Annotated in this window: 17 protein-coding genes; 14 read left to right on the top strand and 3 right to left on the bottom strand. The window is 57.9% G+C overall.

What is annotated here, in order from left to right; all coding sequences use genetic code 11:
• Positions 1 to 126: 126 nt before the first annotated feature.
• From EAF64_RS14015 to EAF64_RS13995, 5 genes are all read left to right on the top strand, one after another.
• Complete coding sequence (locus tag EAF64_RS14015; protein ID WP_129069617.1) at positions 127 to 1,626, top strand: phage NrS-1 polymerase family protein; 1,500 nt, start codon at positions 127 to 129, stop codon at positions 1,624 to 1,626.
• 77 nt (positions 1,627 to 1,703) lie between these two features.
• Positions 1,704 to 2,072, top strand: a complete 369-nt coding sequence (locus tag EAF64_RS14010; RefSeq protein ID WP_129069616.1) for a hypothetical protein — start codon at positions 1,704 to 1,706, stop codon at positions 2,070 to 2,072.
• 106 nt (positions 2,073 to 2,178) lie between these two features.
• On the top strand, positions 2,179 to 2,406 hold the full coding sequence (locus EAF64_RS14005) for a hypothetical protein (RefSeq protein ID WP_129069615.1): 228 nt from the start codon (positions 2,179 to 2,181) through the stop codon (positions 2,404 to 2,406).
• 68 nt (positions 2,407 to 2,474) lie between these two features.
• Positions 2,475 to 4,715: a hypothetical protein gene (locus tag EAF64_RS14000; RefSeq protein WP_129069614.1), complete on the top strand. Its 2,241-nt coding sequence runs from the start codon at positions 2,475 to 2,477 to the stop codon at positions 4,713 to 4,715.
• A 147-nt stretch (positions 4,716 to 4,862) separates the two neighbouring features.
• Positions 4,863 to 6,023, top strand: a complete 1,161-nt coding sequence (locus EAF64_RS13995; RefSeq protein WP_129069613.1) for a Fic family protein — start codon at positions 4,863 to 4,865, stop codon at positions 6,021 to 6,023.
• 349 nt (positions 6,024 to 6,372) lie between these two features.
• Here the strand turns inward: EAF64_RS13995 and EAF64_RS13990 are convergent, their stop codons facing one another.
• Entirely contained in the window at positions 6,373 to 7,158 is a 786-nt protein-coding gene (locus EAF64_RS13990; protein ID WP_129069612.1) for a hypothetical protein, read from the bottom strand.
• Positions 7,159 to 7,170: 12 nt separating this feature from the next.
• Here EAF64_RS13990 and EAF64_RS13985 point away from each other — a divergent pair, with 12 nt between their 5' ends.
• From EAF64_RS13985 to EAF64_RS13945, 9 genes are all read left to right on the top strand, one after another.
• Positions 7,171 to 9,933 carry an ATP-binding protein gene (locus EAF64_RS13985; protein ID WP_129069611.1) on the top strand — a complete coding sequence of 921 codons (2,763 nt, stop codon included), beginning with the start codon at positions 7,171 to 7,173 and terminating at the stop codon, positions 9,931 to 9,933.
• Between the two features lie 610 nt (positions 9,934 to 10,543).
• Entirely contained in the window at positions 10,544 to 11,086 is a 543-nt protein-coding gene (locus tag EAF64_RS13980; RefSeq protein WP_129069610.1) for a hypothetical protein, read from the top strand.
• 1,542 nt (positions 11,087 to 12,628) lie between these two features.
• Positions 12,629 to 13,645, top strand: a complete 1,017-nt coding sequence (locus EAF64_RS13975) for a hypothetical protein (protein ID WP_129069609.1) — start codon at positions 12,629 to 12,631, stop codon at positions 13,643 to 13,645.
• Positions 13,646 to 14,057: 412 nt separating this feature from the next.
• Positions 14,058 to 14,906 (top strand): hypothetical protein, encoded by an 849-nt coding sequence (locus EAF64_RS13970; protein ID WP_129069608.1) that lies wholly within the window; start codon positions 14,058 to 14,060, stop codon positions 14,904 to 14,906.
• A gap of 298 nt (positions 14,907 to 15,204) precedes the next feature.
• The gene (locus tag EAF64_RS13965; protein WP_129069607.1) at positions 15,205 to 15,441 is read left to right on the top strand and encodes a HalOD1 output domain-containing protein; all 237 of its coding nucleotides are present in this window, start codon (positions 15,205 to 15,207) and stop codon (positions 15,439 to 15,441) included.
• Positions 15,442 to 15,578: 137 nt separating this feature from the next.
• The gene (locus EAF64_RS13960) at positions 15,579 to 15,977 is read left to right on the top strand and encodes a hypothetical protein (RefSeq protein WP_129069606.1); all 399 of its coding nucleotides are present in this window, start codon (positions 15,579 to 15,581) and stop codon (positions 15,975 to 15,977) included.
• A 63-nt stretch (positions 15,978 to 16,040) separates the two neighbouring features.
• Complete coding sequence (locus EAF64_RS13955; protein ID WP_129069605.1) at positions 16,041 to 16,520, top strand: hypothetical protein; 480 nt, start codon at positions 16,041 to 16,043, stop codon at positions 16,518 to 16,520.
• A gap of 176 nt (positions 16,521 to 16,696) precedes the next feature.
• Positions 16,697 to 16,951, top strand: a complete 255-nt coding sequence (locus tag EAF64_RS13950) for a type II toxin-antitoxin system HicB family antitoxin (protein WP_129069604.1) — start codon at positions 16,697 to 16,699, stop codon at positions 16,949 to 16,951.
• A 15-nt stretch (positions 16,952 to 16,966) separates the two neighbouring features.
• On the top strand, positions 16,967 to 17,221 hold the full coding sequence (locus EAF64_RS13945) for a type II toxin-antitoxin system HicA family toxin (protein ID WP_129069603.1): 255 nt from the start codon (positions 16,967 to 16,969) through the stop codon (positions 17,219 to 17,221).
• Between the two features lie 511 nt (positions 17,222 to 17,732).
• Here the strand turns inward: EAF64_RS13945 and EAF64_RS13940 are convergent.
• Together EAF64_RS13940 and EAF64_RS13935 are read right to left on the bottom strand one after the other, a co-directional pair.
• Positions 17,733 to 18,032, bottom strand: coding sequence for a DUF7344 domain-containing protein (locus EAF64_RS13940; RefSeq protein ID WP_227738976.1), 300 nt, complete (start codon positions 18,030 to 18,032; stop codon positions 17,733 to 17,735).
• Between the two features lie 154 nt (positions 18,033 to 18,186).
• Positions 18,187 to 18,498 (bottom strand): HalOD1 output domain-containing protein, encoded by a 312-nt coding sequence (locus tag EAF64_RS13935; protein ID WP_129069602.1) that lies wholly within the window; start codon positions 18,496 to 18,498, stop codon positions 18,187 to 18,189.
• Positions 18,499 to 18,544: the final 46 nt, after the last annotated feature.

The raw sequence follows: 18,544 nt of genomic DNA, 5'->3' as shown, positions 1-18,544 counted from the left end.
TGCTGGCGGACGAAAACGCGGGACGGCAAAGCGACGAAAATCCCAGTCGAACCAGGAACCGGGGGCCATGCATCGACGGACGACCCCACGACCTGGACTAGTTTTCGAGAAGCTCTGCAGTTCTCGATGCAGGGTGACGCCGTCGACGGTATCGGCTTCGTGTTTACAGACGAGGATCCGTACGTTGGCGTTGACCTCGATGACTGCCGGGAACCCGAATCAGGAGAGACGGACGCGTGGGCGACGGACGTGATCCAGACACTCGACAGCTATACCGAGGTTAGCCCGTCGGGGACCGGGGCGCACGTCTTGATCAAAGCGGACATACCGGGTGACCGCAATCGAAAGGACGACATCGAGATCTACGAGACAGGCCGATACTTCACCGTCTCCGGCGCTCCATTTCCAGATCGGGCCGGCGACATCGAGGAGCGTCAACGAGCGCTCGAATCGGTCTATGACGAGTACATCGGTGAGAAAACCACGATGGACACAAGCTGGCTCGAGGACGAGGCCAGTACCAACGGTAAGGGGAACGGCCCCAAGGCGAAGGCCGGTGGCGCAGTCTTCTCGTCCAACGGTGACACCCCAACGGGACCCAGTGGGAACGGGAAAGCGTCTGCACAAAACGGTGAACCGGCATCAACAGCGGACACCAGCAACGAATCAGCATCGGTACCAGGGCTTTCCGGGACGAACGCGGCTCTCGTCCAGCATGCCCTGAACGCAGCCAACGGTGAGAAGTTCCAACGACTCTGGGAGGGGAACTGGAAAGGCCGGTACGAGAGTCAGTCCGAGGCTGATATGGCATTTTGCTCGATGCTCGCGTTCTGGACAGACAAAGATCCCCACCGGATGGATACGATCTTCCGCCAGTCCGGATTGATGCGTGACAAATGGGATGCAGACCGTGGGACCGAGACCTACGGCCAGAAGACGATCAGCAAAGCCCTCGGCCACGTGACCGATACCTTCGACCACTCGAATCTCGATCTGGACGACGAACAGGAGCAGAACGCACAGTCACAGAGCCACCGGTCGGAATCGCAGTCTGTCGACGGCAGTTCGCCCGTTCGGTCGGCAGGTGGACACCAGGACAGCCCTGCGGAAGACCGGGCCTCGTCGACGACACAATCTAACCAGACAGAACCAGACCAAACGCCACCTACTGAGAGCAACCGTCGCGATCCCGAGGTCCGGGGGTCGCAAGCAGAGTCACGCGATCACAACCCAGGTCGGGACTCCACCGACACGGACCAATCGACATCGGAGTCCCACCGGCGTAACGACACTGGCGCTTCTCGTACGACCACAACCCAGTACTTCGAGGACTGGTATACCCAGATCCTCGACTTCCAGGGGAGTGTCCCGCCATGGGTCGAGCAGATCGCCGGCCGGATCCAGGAACTCGAGGGTGAGGTTGATCGCAACGAACAGCTCATGAAACACTGGAAAAAGAAAGCCGAACAGCAAGAAGAGGAGATTACGCGCCTGCAGCAACGGATCGACCGGCTGGAGGCTGCCCTCGATGTCGAGGACACTGCTCACGAGCAACCGTTCAGTGAGTCCGAGCAACCAGCTGATGACGATGACGACTCCGGACGGTTTGGCTTCCTCGGGTTGTAACAGACTACCGAGTTCGGTTGCATTCGGCTTGCAAAAGACAATAATTAAGACCCTTCGAATGGTTGTCTAATCTGCCGATGTCATTCGGTAAGAAAGCCCTGCTTGTAGTGCTAGCCGTGGCACTACTGAGTACAATCTTCGTTCAGCCAGTTGCAGCACAGTCTAACTGCGACCCCAGTAACACGAACAACTGTGATGCGGGCAAGGACGGTCTCTCATCGATGCTCTCGAACGTCCATTCGCTCGCCATGATGGTGCTGAAGTACGTCGGATTTATCGCGATCGTTGCGGGGGCCGTTCTCTGGTGGAGTGCTCGGAAGAGTTCCTCTCGCGCCCAGTACGGAATGTGGCTCTTCGGCGGTGGTGCTGGCATGATCGTCTTCTACTTCGGGTTCGGGATCTTCATCTCCGTCCTGAAGTTCATCACCAACGTCGGTGGTCCCTGAGAGGCAAACTCACCATCCAATTTCTCTCTCCACGAAAACAGACTCTTTCACTCTCTCTTTCAGTACGATGCTCCCTTTGGCACTCACTTTGATACTCGCGTCCGGAGTGAAGGCGATCGAAGAGGCCGTCCGATTCCCCGCCCAGCTGGCAACTATCTTCAAACTGTTCGGATTCACCTGTGTGATTCTGGGTGTGATCGCGTATTTCACCAGCCACCATGGCAGTCAGAAACGCGGGTGGGGCAAGTGGCTCGCGTTCACCGGGTCGATCATGGCGATCATTGGTCTGGCCCCAGGAACCCTGCTGTCGATAATCTACTACATGATCCCCTGATGCAACAGTCCGGAGTACAGAGAATGACCGTCCGCACGTAGCCAGCCGCTTCCGAGAACACTCTCCCAATGACACATGATGCCCGTCGATCCGTCGCTCGTTCCCTCATCATCGTTGCAGTCGTATCGTGCCTCGTCCTCCAGACGTTCGTCGCGACCGTGCCGGCAACAGCGCTGACGACGTCCCCACAGCCCGCGATCAACACGGACTCCTCAAATAGTACAACTAACGCCGCTGCTTCGGCCAGTTCTTCGGGGCCGTTCAAAATCCTCGCGTCGGCTGACAGCGATCCAGCGCGGAATGAGACGATGATCCCGTTCACCGACTACGGCCCGAATGGAGCCAACACCTACAATGTCTCTGCTGGAATCCCACCGTTCGCGTTCGAAACGACGGGGTTGCCGAGCGGGAAGATCAACGCGCTTGCGCCCCGGACAGACGGCTTTCGGAAACAGCTCTCGACGGATATCCATATCCCCTACGAAGATAAGTGGGTCAAGCCAGACGAGACGGCCATCGTCTCGGCGAGGAACATGACGAACAAGACGGTCAGGACAGCCGGTGTGAGTCATGAGGTAGTGAACGGCTATTACGCGCTGGGGAAAGCCGAGCCACGGAACGGGTGGCTCCCCACTCGGAATGCCCTGATTGCAGGTGGCAACGATCCGCGGATCGTGAACCCGTGGGCGGTCGAGGTGAACAAGGGGAAAACAGTCTCGTACGAAAGTCGCAATAGTAAGGCGGTTTCCGAGTTCGACACGAGGCCCTGGGTCTCGAAACGCCCAGCTGGCAGTTCGATTGGGAGGAATTGGTTCAACGGCGGTGGAAAGATCAAGATCCACAGTAACTTCTCAGAGCGGAATGTTACCGTCCAAAAAAACCAATGGGCCGGCATCGCCCGAACGTCGCCAGGGGCATTTCTGGACGGACAATTCATCGTCAGCCCAGACGATGTTACGGTTTTGGCGCCGTCGGATTTCCGACTGATCAAACCATCAAATTGGGAAACGACACTCGAGGACGAATGTAAAGTCACGGAACGTGTTCGCCTCCCAGGAACAAACAACACTACGACGAGGACCGAGTATTACGATGTCCGCAAATGGGAGCAGTTGTCCATTGTCGACACGAAGGTAACCAAGCGTGTCTCACTGGGTGGCGATGAACGGCGGGGCAGGAGAGCGACGTTCAACTTTGGCAATCCACAGAGCGGTACGCTGCAGGTCTCCCACCGGGTCGAGGTGACGCTCCAACGGCGCTGGGGGAAAGACGGAGAGCATCCGGACTGTGTCTCAGAGAGCCATAGCGAGACGATTGGCACCAAATCGATTGTTGCCGATAGCACTGGGGTCTCGGTCGCACAGCCCGATGAATTGTCGGTGACTGTCCATGCGATTGATCGAGAACCGACGAATGAACTCTACATCACGATCAATGGGACGCAGGATTTGTCCGGACAGCCACTCGGCCGGCTTCGAATGTCGCCGAGTGGATCGAAGAAATCCGAGACGATATATGGTCCCTGGCGATTCTACCCCGTGTCGTTGTACGACTCGATTACGAAGTTTGTCGGAGATCGCAAGAAGACAGTTCCGACGACCTTCGATCATCCAGTGGGAAAGAAAGAGGCAGCGCATCTGTACCGGGACTACGCGGCACTGGGGAACTGGTCGAAACGTGGCCAGCTCCGATACCAGATCGACAAGCGCACGTCGTCGACGAACATCTCAGATCGCTCGCTCCCACCAGGGATTGTGAACCGGGAGGGGGAGACGCCGCTCTATACCCGCTACGCTGGCAAGACGTACATGACGGATGCCCAATTGCAGAACCTACAGGCCAACGCTGAGGATATCTTCGGGAACAGTATCCAGACGACGGTCAAGCATATCACCTACCAGGAGTCCAAGATCAAGATGCAAAACGACGGGAAAACCGTCCACGTCCGGCTGTTCGATCCCGATACGTCGGCTGGGATTGGTGGGGTGGAACTCGCCGTCGACGGGGCGAAATCGAGTACTGTCAGGACGAACGCGAGTGGATGGGCGACTGTGCAAGCGACGACGGCGCTCGTAACCGTCGGGTTCGAGGGCACTGACCCGATGTCTGGTGCCAGTACGTTCTACGAAAAGGCCTACACCAGCCACTACGTCCGGATCTTCATGTTGGAGCGGTCGGGGGATCTGTATCGGTGGATCTCTGGGATGATCCATCAAGTCTTGCTGGTCGTCGAGTGGGCCGCACTACTGCTGTTCCTGATGTGGTACAAGCTCATGTTCAAGCCGAACCGGAAATCGGGACAGGCTTGATCTATGCGAATTATCTTCGCTGCCCTCCATTGCATCGAACGATAGCTATTCAACTTAGGATTATCTTATTGGGCCCAAAAACTGCTATAGATAGGTCCAGGCCATATTCGTTATCTATATGTGCATAGAATCATGTGTTGCATAACAATGCGCCCTGAAGACTTTGTTGAGAACCCTCCTGGCGAGGTGGAGATGGTGGATGGGATATTCGCCTTCAGCCCAGATCCACTCCCACCGGACCTTGAGGCGACTCATGACCTGCTGAAAGAGAACGGGGACGCAATGTACGCCGTGGGCCAGCTTTCGGATTTAGACACATGGCTCGACTCTCCGGAAGTCATTTTGAGCCCCCTTATCCACCGAGAGGCCGTCGATTCCTCAAATATCGAGACAACGACACGGCTCACGCTCTCTGATATCTACCGACGGGAGGCTGGTGAGGAGCCTGGTCAAACCGAGATAGAGCGAGCTGATATCGCAGAAGCGCAAAATTATGTTGAAGCGATCACAATAGGTATTGAAGCACTCAAAGATGGTGCCGCGTTGGATAGGGACTTGCTCTGCCAATTACACGAGATTTTGCTGCAAGGGGCCCGTGGTGAGAAAAAGAATCCGGGCGAGTTTCGTGAGGACCTCGTGGGCATTGACGAGCCGGGGACGCCACTCAGCGAGGCTCGGTTCGTACCGGCACCGCCAGCGAGTATTCCGTATGCCCTCCGGAGCCTGCTCCAGTACATCCGTTCAGGACCGACGTACGCGCCATTGGTTGACTTGGCCTTGATTCACTATCAATTCGAGACGATACATCCCTTTCAGGACGGGAATGGGCGACTTGGTCGCCTCCTTGTGATGTTGGCCCTCTACAAATGGGATCTATTGCCCGGCCCTTATCTATACCCTTCATCATACTTTAACGCGAACCGTGACACCTATCTCGCTAAGCTATTGGCCGTCAGTCGTGACGGTGCGTGGACCGAGTGGGTCTCGTTTTTCTTGCAGGCCATCGCCGAACAGGGTCGCGAGGCATACACGGTCGCTCGCGACCTGTTAGCGTTGCGTGATAGCTATCGGGAGCAGTATCAGAGCCAAGGTGTTGTCATTCGTGAACTCATCGATTTCATCATTGAGCACCCATACTTCACGGAACCACAGGCCGTTGATGAACTAGATCGCTCGCAACCAGCAGTCAATCAGGCAATTCGACACCTCTGGGATGATAACGTGCTACGAGAAACAACTGGTCAGCAGCGCAACCGCCGATACGAAGCTTCTGCTGTCCTCGAAATTGTTGAACCATATAATCCGTGAGAGTTGCGCCCGATTGGGTCCATTGAGCCTATCGTTTAAGAGTATATTTCACCCCGCCACCCACCAGTCAAAAAGAATAACCTGTTGGCGCTGCAACTGATAGCTGCAGATGTCCGATAGCGACGACTCTCCAGACAGTAAGCCGTCTCGCGATTCTCAGAACACTGATCAGCGTCCAGATCCGGTCGATGACACGGATCGGACCGAGTTAGCAGCCTCTCGTCTCTCTCGACCTGGCAGTTCGCTCAATTCCTCACCGCTTCAGGACCGCTCACCGTCCAGTTCGGAGTTACCCCCAATCGAGCCGACGGGTGAGTCCCAATCCGAGGACGAAGACGACAGTGAGTCCTCAGACACCAGCTCCGACGACGCACAGACCCAGGACCCAAGCGTCGACACACAGACTGGGAGTGACGCGATTGAAGCCACCGCAGAAACCCAGGCCCGTGAGTATATCGAGATCACACCCGTCCGGAGTGAACTCTCCCCGCAGACCATCACCAGCCAGCTCCGCGGACTGCACGCGATGGGTGACGGTCGCGAACTCCCGCTCGGCCTCGAAAACCATCTCGACTTCGTCGAGCCGGTCAACTCTTTCGAGTTCCTGATTCACAAGCCCGCCGGCCACCAGCGATTCCAATTCTATCTCGGGATCGATCAAGAGGACGACCTCGATCAACTCCACAGTAAGACGACCAGCCAGTACCCATCGAACTACCGCTTCGACACGGACGACGTTGCTCTCTCGGAGTGCTTCGAAGAGACGCCCCATCTGTGCCGGTGGGTCGGCAAAGAGCAGAAACGCCACGACTGGATGATGCTGCTGTCCGAGTTCGACGACGACAGCACCGACCGGTCCCCACTGTCGGATCTGCTCGAAACGGCGATCACGACCGAGGAAGAGTGGTTGTTCCAGGCGGTGTTCGAGCCCCGTGTCGACTGGACACGAAAGGCTGAAAGCCAAAAGCGGAACCTCAAGATGGGCGTCACCTCCGGATTCGGCTTTTTTGTCCAGACCTTCCTCGACCGACTGGTCGGCGTCTCTGAACACGAACAGCGGAGCCGCCACCGCAACGATACACCTGCCGAAGAAGTCGGCTCTGCTGAACAGGGGCCAGAGGACCAATCTCGGCACAAAGCGACGCGGATGGCCCAGCTCAACAACAAGGACCCGCAGACGAGTTTCAACGTCTCGATCCGGTGTGCCTCGAGCGATGAGAAGGTGATCCGGGATGCGGAGTCTTCCTTCAGCCAGCTGTCTGGGTCATTCTACCAAGTTGAAGGTGAGTACCTGGGGCAACACGATAGTGAGTACCAGCGCCTGCTCAACCACGAGTTGACCCGGCCGACACCCACTGAGTCGTTCTGGAAGAGCAAACCCATGCTCGTCGCGAACGCGAACGAACTCGCGAACTTCGTGACGGTCCCGACGATCGACTCACTCCCCAAAGCCTCCCGAGGTGCTTCGGGCGGTGGGCCGGCTGCTCACTCCCCGCTGACGACGCCCGACGAGGAGGTCTTCCAGGCCTTCGACAAGGGGATGTGTATCGGGAAAGCCGCCACTGTCGTCGACAGTCCCAACGAGTCCACAGGCCAGGAAGCGCTCGAATCCGTGGCTGAATGGCGGAGTGAAGTCACCCAGCGTGAGGCGATCCATCTTGACGCCGATACGCTCACCCGACACTACCTCCGGGCCGGCTCCACGGGGAGCGGGAAAACCGTCGCCGGTATCAACGATCTGCTGACCGCCCACGATGAGCTCTCTGGTCCGACGTTCCTGCTCGATTCCAAGGGCGGAGATATGTGCGACAACTACCTGCGAAGTCATCGGTACATCTTCGACGACCTCGACGACGTCGAGTACATCAAGATCCCCGAAGATGACCAGGAGGTCCCGGGCCTACCGTTCTTCGACCTCCGGCCGCTGATCTATCAGGCTGGCCGCTCCCGTGAATCTGCAATCCAGGATACGATCGACCACTTCTACGAAGTCCTCAGGTTCGCCGTCGGTGAGGAGAAAGTCGAGCAGGCGTGGGTCGGGAACGACGTGCTGAAAGCGTTCATCCGAACGCTGTTCGAGGAGGAGCGGGCCGAGTATCCCGACCCGGATCAGGCTCGCCTCGAGGAAACCCGTGTGGGCGGTGATGCGTTCCCTATCTCGGATCTCTACGACATGGCTCTGGAGTACGAGATGCACAAGAGTGTTCCAGAGACCTCATCGCCTACGGTGGCGGCATCACTGCAACGCCACACCGAGAAGAACGATCGCCAGTTCAAGAAGACAGCCGGCGCCGTCACGAACCGGATCTCGAAGCTGAACGACCGGGACTTCATCTGGCGGATGCTCGATTACAAGCCCGAGTGGGACCACAATCGCGGTTGGTACGCCGAGGACGAGAACGTTCTCGATCTGCGAGAGATTCTCCACAGCAACAAGGTGGTGGTGATCGACACTGGGGAGCTTCGTGACGATGCCTCCCAGATGTTCAACGTGCTGTTCCTGAGCCATCTGTGGACTGCGATCAAGAGCCTCCAGACACCGAATCGGGACGACTACGTCGTCAACTGTCTCATCGAAGAGAGCGCGCCGTTGGCCCGGAGCAACATCGTCCACAACAAGTTGCTCCCGGAAGGCCGTGAGTTCGATCTGAGTCTGGGGCTGGTCATGCAGTATCCCGCCCAGGTCCTCGGCGACGATCCGCACAAGAACCGGTCGGTGTACACGGAGGTCCTGAACAACATCAACACCAAGATCATCGGCAACGTCTCGACCGACGATGACCTGCCGGACAGTCTGTTCCACGGTGGGCTGGACAGAGATGAGATCCGTGACTACATCCAGGGGCTTCCCGAGGGACAGTTCATCGGTCAGTTGCCACCGACTGGCTTCCAAGAGCAACAGCCCGAGATCATGACACTGGAACCGTTGCCGCTGCCGCCGGGGCATGCTGAAACGGACTCGGCGATTCGCCCGATGGCTGACGCAACCCGGGCTAAGACTCGGCAGAAGTACTGTATCTCCCCCGAGCAGACTGCGAATCGGCTCACGCAGCTGAACAACCTCGGCAATGGGTCGTCTGCGGATGTGACCGACAATGGATCGTCGACGGCTAATAAGAACGATAGTAACGGAGAAAATCCAGAAGAGCGGTCCCCAGACGCATTAACCAACCAGGAGCTGACATTCTTGCAGGATGTGGTCGACTACTGGAACGATGATCTGTCATTCTACCAGCGTGGAGAGCCGATGGCAACCCGTGAGTTTGATCGACGGGGGATCGCTGATGACCTCGTCGACGACGAGTATCTGCGAGAGGTGCAACTGGCGAACCGCTACACGTACTACTGGCCGACGAACAAAGCCCTAGCGGTGTTCGACGACTACGAGATCGTCTGGGGGACAGAACAGGGTGATCCGCGTGAAAGTCCTCGCCACAAGGTGATCGTCTCACTTCTTGAGCGAATCTACTCGAATCGCGGCTTCTCCGTGAAGACCTACATTGGTGGCGACGACACAGCTGGTACCTTCGATCTCATCGCGACTCATCCTCAGAAGGAGCACCGTGTGATGGAGGTTGAAACATCAATTCCGGATCGGCCGGAAACGCCACTTCGGCGTGGCGATGTCATTGATGACTACGAGAAACTCGCGGAGTTCTGTGGGACAAACGACGCAAAAGCAATCTGGGTCCTCGAGAGTCAAAAAGCGGCTCACCATCTCTTGGATATTCTTGAAGAAGAAGGTCATGTCGACGACCGCCCGGCACGGGATGTCCAGAGTTACGAGGGCATCACCGAGCAATCCGTGACCGGTTCAGGATTAGATTCGGTTACTGGATTTGGTATCATCCTTGATAGGACGGTCGGGAATAGCCGGTTCAACAATCCCGATCCAACGTCCGACCAGTAGCCTAGCCAAATCAATTTCAATCCGCGGTTGTTCTCTTTTCGCTCCGCCTGACTCCACATTTCCCACAGTATTATGATATAAACCCCTGACGTAAACACGATAGAACCGCAAGACAACGGTGATTTCAACACCCTTCTGAACGGGAGGCTGTTTACACCACTGTAAACAATTCTACCCCCGTCCGTTAGTGTGGTTTTCGCTCTATCACCCTCATTTCGAAAACAGCCTCTATTTTCGCTCGAAAATGCTGTTTACAGCAAAAACCGCAATACGGCTCTACGTATTCGGGCATATATCCCGGTTCTGTAAATATAGCTTGGACTGCCGGTTACGGATGTAACATCGATTAGCGACCCTCTGCAGATTCCTCCTTCTCTGCTGGACTGCCTCGACTGTTCGATGGTATAGAGTGATATAGGCGGTAGAACTAGAGGGGAACCAGACGAAACAGGGGGTTCAGAGAGCAGCCAGCGATCTGGCATATCAGACGGCTGAAAGAGAACAAGGTTCCCGTCATAGCGTGGGGGGGAAGGAGGGAACAAGGGAGGTTGAGCTGACGGTTCGTGTAGGTGGAGAGAAATTTATTTGAAGATGGAAAGAGATGGTAAGAATGTCGATGGATCAATACACCAGCGACGGCGATGGGAATGTCGAAGCGATCATCGCCGCTGCCGAGGACATACTAGAACAGTACGAGTCCCCATCGTCATCGGCTGGGGACGAGACTGGAGAGGGGACAACCTATGCAACCCGTCTCTCCCCAACGGAACAAACATTTGTCGACGCCGTGGGGGACACCTTCTCGACGAACAAAGCGACGACACTCCGGATTCTGATTAGCTTGGCTGCTGCGCATCTTCTCAACGCAGACTCCTCCATGGAGGAAATCCAGACAATCGAAAACGACCTGGCAACCGTCGCCGATCAGCTGACCGCACTCGAGCGACGGATGCAGACTGTCACCGAGATCAGTGCCCAGCTGGATCGAATCGAAGACCGACTCGATGGCGACCAGCAGGAAGGGACAGCGTCGACGGAGCAAGAGCAGACCCCAGCCGAACAGACCGACTGGGATGCTATCGACCCCGACGAGTTCGAACACCCAGGAGAGGGAGTCGACGTCGATCTGCCGGATCCGGATGAGCTTGAGTAACCGGACACCAGGAGAGTAGTCCTCCAAGAAGGCCCGGACGGGGGCGACCGCTCTGGAAGGAGTCCCCTGCTCGCCCTCTTTTTCGAGCCGACCGCTACGCTCACTAGTAAGCGTATGCGGTCCATCGTGCTCGCTCTGCAGAGCTCCGCGCGATCGGGGACAGCAGACGAGGGTGTGACGGGAACATCCTGGGGATGGTCTGTCAGTAGTCCGGTTCTGTTGGTAGTTCCCCAGCTGGTCTCTCCCTCCCTCGTGAGGACTGGTGACCGACAGCTGCTGCCCCGACCGGAGACGGCACTGGAAGGAGTCCCACTGGGAGGACTCCAATCCCGATGTGAACGCCGCTGTCGTCGAACACTCCGTGAGCCCTCGCCCGGCTCGCGGTCGCTGCGCGGCATCTCCGCAACCCTTCCGCACGCGCGGCAGTCGCGCGCGCGGACTTCAGAGCGATTGCGGAGAGGGGCCGCGCAGACGACTATACAAGCGCGACCCCGGGCTCGCCCTCACAGTCCACCAGGCCCAGCACGGCGGCCATCTGGTCCATGTCGAAGACCAAAGCACTCGAGAGACCCTGTTCGATAGCGTGGGTCTCTCAGTCACCTCGCGATCCGGCGCGCCTTCGGACAGGAGTCAGCCCTCGCGCACGCGTTCCTCGCGTGCACGGAGCAGCTGGCTCAGGCGCTTGGACGTGCGCGCCGGGTCCCTCCCGCGCCTCGTCGGAACGTCGGCGCGGGCCCCTCCCGGTGCTCGGTCGCGCGGTACGGGCCGCCCGCGCGACTCGCGTCGCCAGGAGTACTCTGTTCGCACTTGAGTGCCCCGGTTCACTGCGCTCGCGTGGCGTGCTCGGATACGCGTCCCCCGCTCGCCGATGGCGAGGCTGCGCGGGGGACTGCCGGGCGTCGGGCGCAAGCGCCCGCGCCGGGCTGCCGAGCGCGACTTCCGCCCATGGGATTGCATCCAACGCGTTGCTGCGGGCTCGCACGCGGCTTTCTCGATTTCGCTCGCTCGCAGGGCTCGCGTCGGAAATCGACCGCGTGCGAGCTCCTCCCGGCGCGTGGATTTCATCCCATGGGAGTTCGTCGTGCTGGGCGCTCCGGGTCCCTCCCGCGCACAGCGCGGGTCCCTCCCGGACGGAACACCCAAGTGCGAACTGCGTCGAACCTGCCTCGCGTTGCTTACGCCGCTGACGGCGGCTCACGATTGCCCTCGCTCACGGACGTCGTTGCGTTCGCGTCGGCAATCGACCGCGTCAGCGCCGACGCTGCGCGACGCTGCTTCTCCTTGGTTCTGGCGAACCAGAGCATAAAGAAAAGTGGCCCGTCCGGGGGCAGTGGCAGCCCGGCGGTTGGTCGGTCGCGACGTGCAGTCGGCCGCTGGACGGGGCGTGGGGCGACAGCCGCGGCTCGCCGGCGTGGAAGGCGAGGCGCGGTGAGCGCCTCAAGGTGAACTACAATGGTTGCTAACGATCCTTCGCAGAAAAAGGTATCGACGACTGAAAAAGGCGGGCTGGCGGAGCAGAAACGCGATCCGCGCGAGGAAGACATGACGATCTCACTGGCCGACAAGGTCAGTGGGCCGGAACACATCCTGGAAGACGTCGCCGAAACGCAGGCTGGCGACGAGCTTGACTTCCGGTCGAACAAGGGCATCGACTCGCGTGGAAACTACTACGAGCGTCAGAACGACTACGACTGGACGCGTGATCCGGCGGTTGGTCCGGATCGCCGACACGGTGAAACGCTCGCCCAGCAGGAACGGCGGGTCAGCCGGGAAGCAGAAATGGAGCGCCATCGCGAGGTCGCTCGTAATGCAGATGCGGCCGGCCTCGAGCGGGCGGCATCCTCCCGCGCGCAGTGTGGGGTTGACACGATCTACCAGCAGACGACGGCCGATGAGCGTCCCGACGTGGATCCCCAGGAGCAGGCCGATCCCCGTGGGTGGCTGCAACAGGACGAACTCGCGGCGGTCAATCAGGTGGCGTCCTCACTGGCGGACGAGATGGGCGACGACATCCAGCTGGGGCGGGCTGGCCTCGCGAAACTCATTGCACAACGAGTCCTCGATGGGGCTGACGCCTTCGACGGAGCACTCGGGGTCAAACGATCGCTCCAGCGGCTGCCCGATGTGGCAGAAACGTTCGACGAAATCGATGTCTTCACCACTTGGAAGACGACGGTCGAAGCCGAGGTTGATCACCTCTTCGAGACGCCGGCGGTTGGGCAGTACCAGGCGGGATACCTGCAAGACAACGAGGGCGAACGGCGGAAGTTCGTCTACTGGTCGAAGTCCCACCAGTCCAACGGGATGGAGACGCTCCGGGAGGGTGATCAGGTCCGCCTCGAAAGCGTGATGGTCAACGAGTGGAACGGGCAAGCCTGCCTGGCCATTACCGGGAAACACACCGACATCACCATCGAGGAACGCGGTGATGGGCCGATGCACCGGACGGGGCAGGCAAGCGACGATCCCTCGAAGGCTCCCTGGGATGTCGAGTCAGACACCCACGCGTGGGTCGAAACGGTGGACATCGACCGAGCGCTCGAGCAGTTCGACGGCTGACGACCCGCCGCCCTTTTTTTGCCGTCACGCGTGGCCGGTGGCTGGTCTAGAACAGGCGTCTCGTACAGCGCGCGGCGCCACCGACAGACGCAGGCGTCTGTCGAGCCCCTGCTCGCTCCTGCCGTCGCTCGCGGGGACGACGGGGCGCTGCGCTCGGCGCATCGCGCGCCTCGCAGCGGTCCACCGTGCTCGCGTCGCTGCGCGCGGTCCCCAACAGCACAAGAGGAGATGCCGGGAACGTCTCAGCGTTCCTTCCACAAGCGGTCCAGAACGTCATCCAATGGTTCTTATACCTATCCTTCGCCCTAGTCGGTCGTATAGGTAATTCGCGTATCAGTAGTACTGTCCGAACGTTCTCGTCCATCACTGGATGTAGTGTGTTTTAATTCGGTCTGTTGCCTACACTGATGGAATGACCGCCTGTGTCTATTACCATCATCCCGATGATTCTCACTATTCCCTCGCGTATGTCACGCAAGACAGGGAGGAGATAACGACATCAGGGAAAGACGCGGTTATCGAGCAGTACGATTTCGAGGAGGAATTCTTTGTGCTGTATACAAATCGTGGGGCGAGCGGTACTGTCGAGGATTTTGAGGGGGAGTTTGAAGACGTACTCGATGAGATGTCACTGCAGGATCGGACGATTACAGTACGGTTGCTCCAGATATTCGAAGAGATTGTCGAGGAAAAAGAGTTGGAAGAGGAAGCGAAGCTCGAGATCTACAAGCAGATTGAACTAGACCGGATCCCCGATGCTATCGCTCGCGTCGACTGGACCGGCACTGCTGTCGATGTCGCAGGGCAACTGATGTCCACGCTGATTCTGAAACACGCCCTACCTAATGCGAACCACCGGACTTCAATCAGTATGGCACAGTGGTACCTGGAAAGCATCGAAACCGGGTTCTCATTTCCTGACTTTGCGACCGAAGCGTACGACTGGAAGATGTGGGTCAACGAGTATATTTCCGAATCGAAGCGGCTTCTCACGGTTCGCCGGAATACGACGGCGTTCTCGTTACTCTCTGAGTGGGGATGTGACACCGTTGTACGGAAGAATGGCATCGAGATCAGTCTTGCAGAGTATGACCTCGATGTCACTCGTTCAGAAGCGTTGGCGCACTATGGGGATGCACACACCGAACTCTGTACGGACTTCCTCACTGAATCCGTCACACGCGCCGGACACGACGAACTGGTCAGTACCGACGGTATCGGGAAAGGTGAGTTCGTCTCATTCTTAGAAGAGGCAGAATAACCGCGCTAATCCTGAAGGTCCGCGACAATGCGCCCAAGCTCCCGGGCATGTTCGCTCTCACTTACGTCGTACCGCTCTTCTATCGAGCGGAGTTGTTCTTGAAATGTCATCGTAGGCGCCTCCAGTTGATTCTGTTCTAACTGAGGAGGTTCCCGCATAAGAACCTTTCCCGACTACCAAGTGTAGTACTTGAGGGCGTCTTACAACGGTTCACATAGCTTTTCTCCGCACCCCCGATTCGCTCAGTAGAGAGTGCGTAGTGCCCAAATTGTTTCCGTTGAAATAACAATGATATACTATGGGTGAGTTTGTTACCACGCAGATCATCGAAGCGATAGCTGAGGTTGAGGGGACGGAACCCGAACACCTCGATATAGCCTTAGAACGCTACGTTTCGACAGACGCGATACGTGAATTAGCCACTCATGACAGCGATTCGTGGCGACTTCAATTCGAGACGCAAAACCACGTCGTTCAAGTAATGGGGAACAACGCAATCATTGTTGATGGTGAACAACGGGGTACTTTCACCTGAACGGTGTAGCCCCTACACTGAGCAGGAGATTCGCCCTCCGTGCTCTTGAAATCAATTACCGTGGGAACTGTTCTCTGACAGCCTGATAGTGGTCATAAGGTGTGTTTGTCTCTCCCAGCTGGCTGGAGGAGTTCTCGATGACGGAAGCTCCCGACAAAACGCGCGTATCGCCCGCCAACCAGTTCGACCCGGCTTGGCCCCAGGATATCGACGACCTCGACGATGTTCCCGTTCGCGACGAGTGCCTGACCGATACCGGTCCGGACGCGACGCCGCCGATCGAGGCAGAAGCCAAGTACGGCTGGCCGCTCGACGAGGCCTTCTGTGAAGACACTACCGTCACCGTGGTCGTCTCCGAAGGGACGCAGGAGCTCTTGACGCTCGACGTCGTGCCCGTCGAGTACGAAACACCCACCTGGACCGTTCGGACTGATCCGCCGCTGAAGTGCTTCACCGACGAGATCCAGACCGCCGTCGTCGAAGCACTCTCGCTGTCGATGCAGCCACTCGTTGAGATCAAATCCATCGAGTCCTGACCGCCGTGGGTTTGTATTCCCTGAGGGAGTGAGGGGTTTCAATCCCGCTCGGAGCAACAAGGTATGTCTACAACAGCACCTTCTCGGTCGTGGCACGGCGTCCAGATCACCGAACAAGACGGCCTGTCGGTCGCCATCGTCGGTTCGCGGTCGTTCCCGTTCGAGCAAGCACCCGTCCGCTGTGTCGAAGCCGTCGGCCAAGCACTTCTGGACACCGGCTGGCCAGTCGCTGAAGTCGTCTCCGGTGGCGCCGATGGTGTCGACACCGCCGCCGCAGCGCTGGCCGACGTCGGGAACATTCCCCTGACTGTCCTCGAACCGGACTGGGACACCTACGGCGAGGCTGCTGGCCCCCGGCGGAACACGAAGATCGTCCGGCGTGCAGACGCAGTCCTCGCGTTCTGGAACGAAACGTCTCCCGGAACGCGCGACACCCTCGCGAAGGCTCGCGCAGTCCTCGGCGACGATCAGATCGCCCTCCGTGGGATCGGTGATGCAGATCCGGACCTGCAGCTGATCGACCCAGTTGATCCAAATCAGTAGCGTTTAACCAACATTTGGCACGCAGAACCGCATTTTCGGCCGTATTAGGTCGCAGTGTTGGTTAACGGCTTCCGCGAACCGACTCTCGGGGAGCGTTTGTTCTCTCCAGGGGGTGCGAGTCCCCCTTCTGGGACCTGCAACAAACACTTAGGGAGGACCAACGAATGTCTATTCACATGAGTTCCGGCGACGATAGCGAAGAGATCAGGCTGACCCGACCCGAAGGTCAGGACGGCTGGACGGCTGTCGACGTCGCGACTGGCGTCGCCAGCCAGGGTCGCACCCGTGAGAAAGCCCTCGAGAACTTGGACGAAGCCGTTGCCGGTTACCACGGCGCCGGCGAGGAACCGTCCGATGACGAACTTCGAGCCCTCGGTGTCGATCCGGAAGAGAACGAATCGAGCGGTGACCTTCCCTCGGTTCTGCAGTAAGATTTGGTGAGTTCGATGGTAACACGCGACTTCTCCGGGAGAGACATCTACAGCGTTCTGGTCAACGAGGGGAATTTTACCCACGTTCGGACCAACGGTGACCACCTTATCCTTCGGTGGGAACCACCAGACAACCACGACACAGAACCACGAACGGTGGTCGTGCCCGCTCACGATCGGGTGAACATCGGCACGCTCCGACAGATCGCAGACCAAGCAGGCGCAAACAACTTCGAGGCGTTCTGCGCCTGGATCGACCGGCACTGCTGATTTGGCTGTGGTGTTCCGAAGGTAGGGCATAATGCACAGGTCCAGTAGGGTTGACTCACCTACCTGACTGGTTGATCCCCTTCCTACTCACAAGTGAATTACCGACTTTTTTCAGAACGACGAGAGGAATCTATTCGTTGTCGCTCGACTGCGAGCACCTCAACGTCGCGTTCGACGCTGTCGGGATGACGAACCCTGAGCGTTCTGCGACGAACGCGATGTGCGGACATTTCGGTCGCTCCCCTGTGCCGCAGAAGTCTATATGAACGGCGAGGAGCACGACGCGCTCGACGACGTGAAGTGTCAAGCTCGAATCGTAACGAAGATACTAGACAGATTAGTGTGGGCTCTCGTATGTTCCGATGTGTGCGATTACTGACTGTCTGAGGATACCGTGACCGATACAGAGGGTGAGTCAGCAAGAGTCACGTCCTATTCTGATTTCTGTCTTTCTCACAGTAGTGCGAAAGAGACCAGGCCATCGTAGCGGTGGGTTATAGTCTGGCAGCTTTCACCGGTCGTGACCGTGTTTGAACAGCGACTGACCCTCATCAAAAAATGGCCCTCGCCTCACTGTCTCTTCGCGTCGGTCAAACTCAATCACTCCGGCAGCCTGTAACTCGGGCAGATGGACGTGGTGGAGTTCATACACAAGCGTGACGTACTCTTCGCAGGGGAGCGCTTCCCCATCCTGAAGAATCGGCGTCGCATCTATCGCCTCCTCTGCTGCTACGGCAGCCACCACTCGTTGCTGTTGCTTCCGCAGCACAGTCCGGAAGTCCTCATGATCCAAAGTGGCCTGCTCACTCATCTCCAGTTGTCCCTCCAATCTTAAAGTACTCGGGCCCGCACTCCGAGCACGTTTCCTGATACGGGATAACATCCGCACCGGACATCCGTTTCCGGCCGATTCGAAACGTTCCACAGTCAGCACATACAATGCGATACGGAAGCATTGGTGCCGCCTATGCGTTCTCGGTGGGGTCAGCCTCGATACTGCCGTCACCGAACACTGTGACCTCGACCCCTTCGTAGCAGAATGAAATGCTATCAACGGTACCGTGGCCGGTAAATGTCTCCGTAGCCAGTTCGTCAAGTGATTCTGTATCAATAACAGACTGGAGTGGTGTCAGGTTCAGTGGATCTCGATCAAGAGCCGTTGAAACCACAGTAACGACCGCTAAACTTGCCGAATCGCGCGTACTGTCGTACGTAGCTCGGAAGTATTCGCTCTCCGTATCGAATTCAATGGTGCTCAGTATGGTACTGGAACTCATTACTTCGAAGGAGGTACCCCAAAGTCGTAAGGAGTCAGACTGACTG

The organism is Halorientalis pallida, from assembly GCF_004118325.1.
Lineage (GTDB): Archaea > Halobacteriota > Halobacteria > Halobacteriales > Haloarculaceae > Halorientalis > Halorientalis pallida.
Note: the sequence above shows the minus strand (reverse complement) of the source record. Positions and strands in the feature narration are given on the sequence as shown.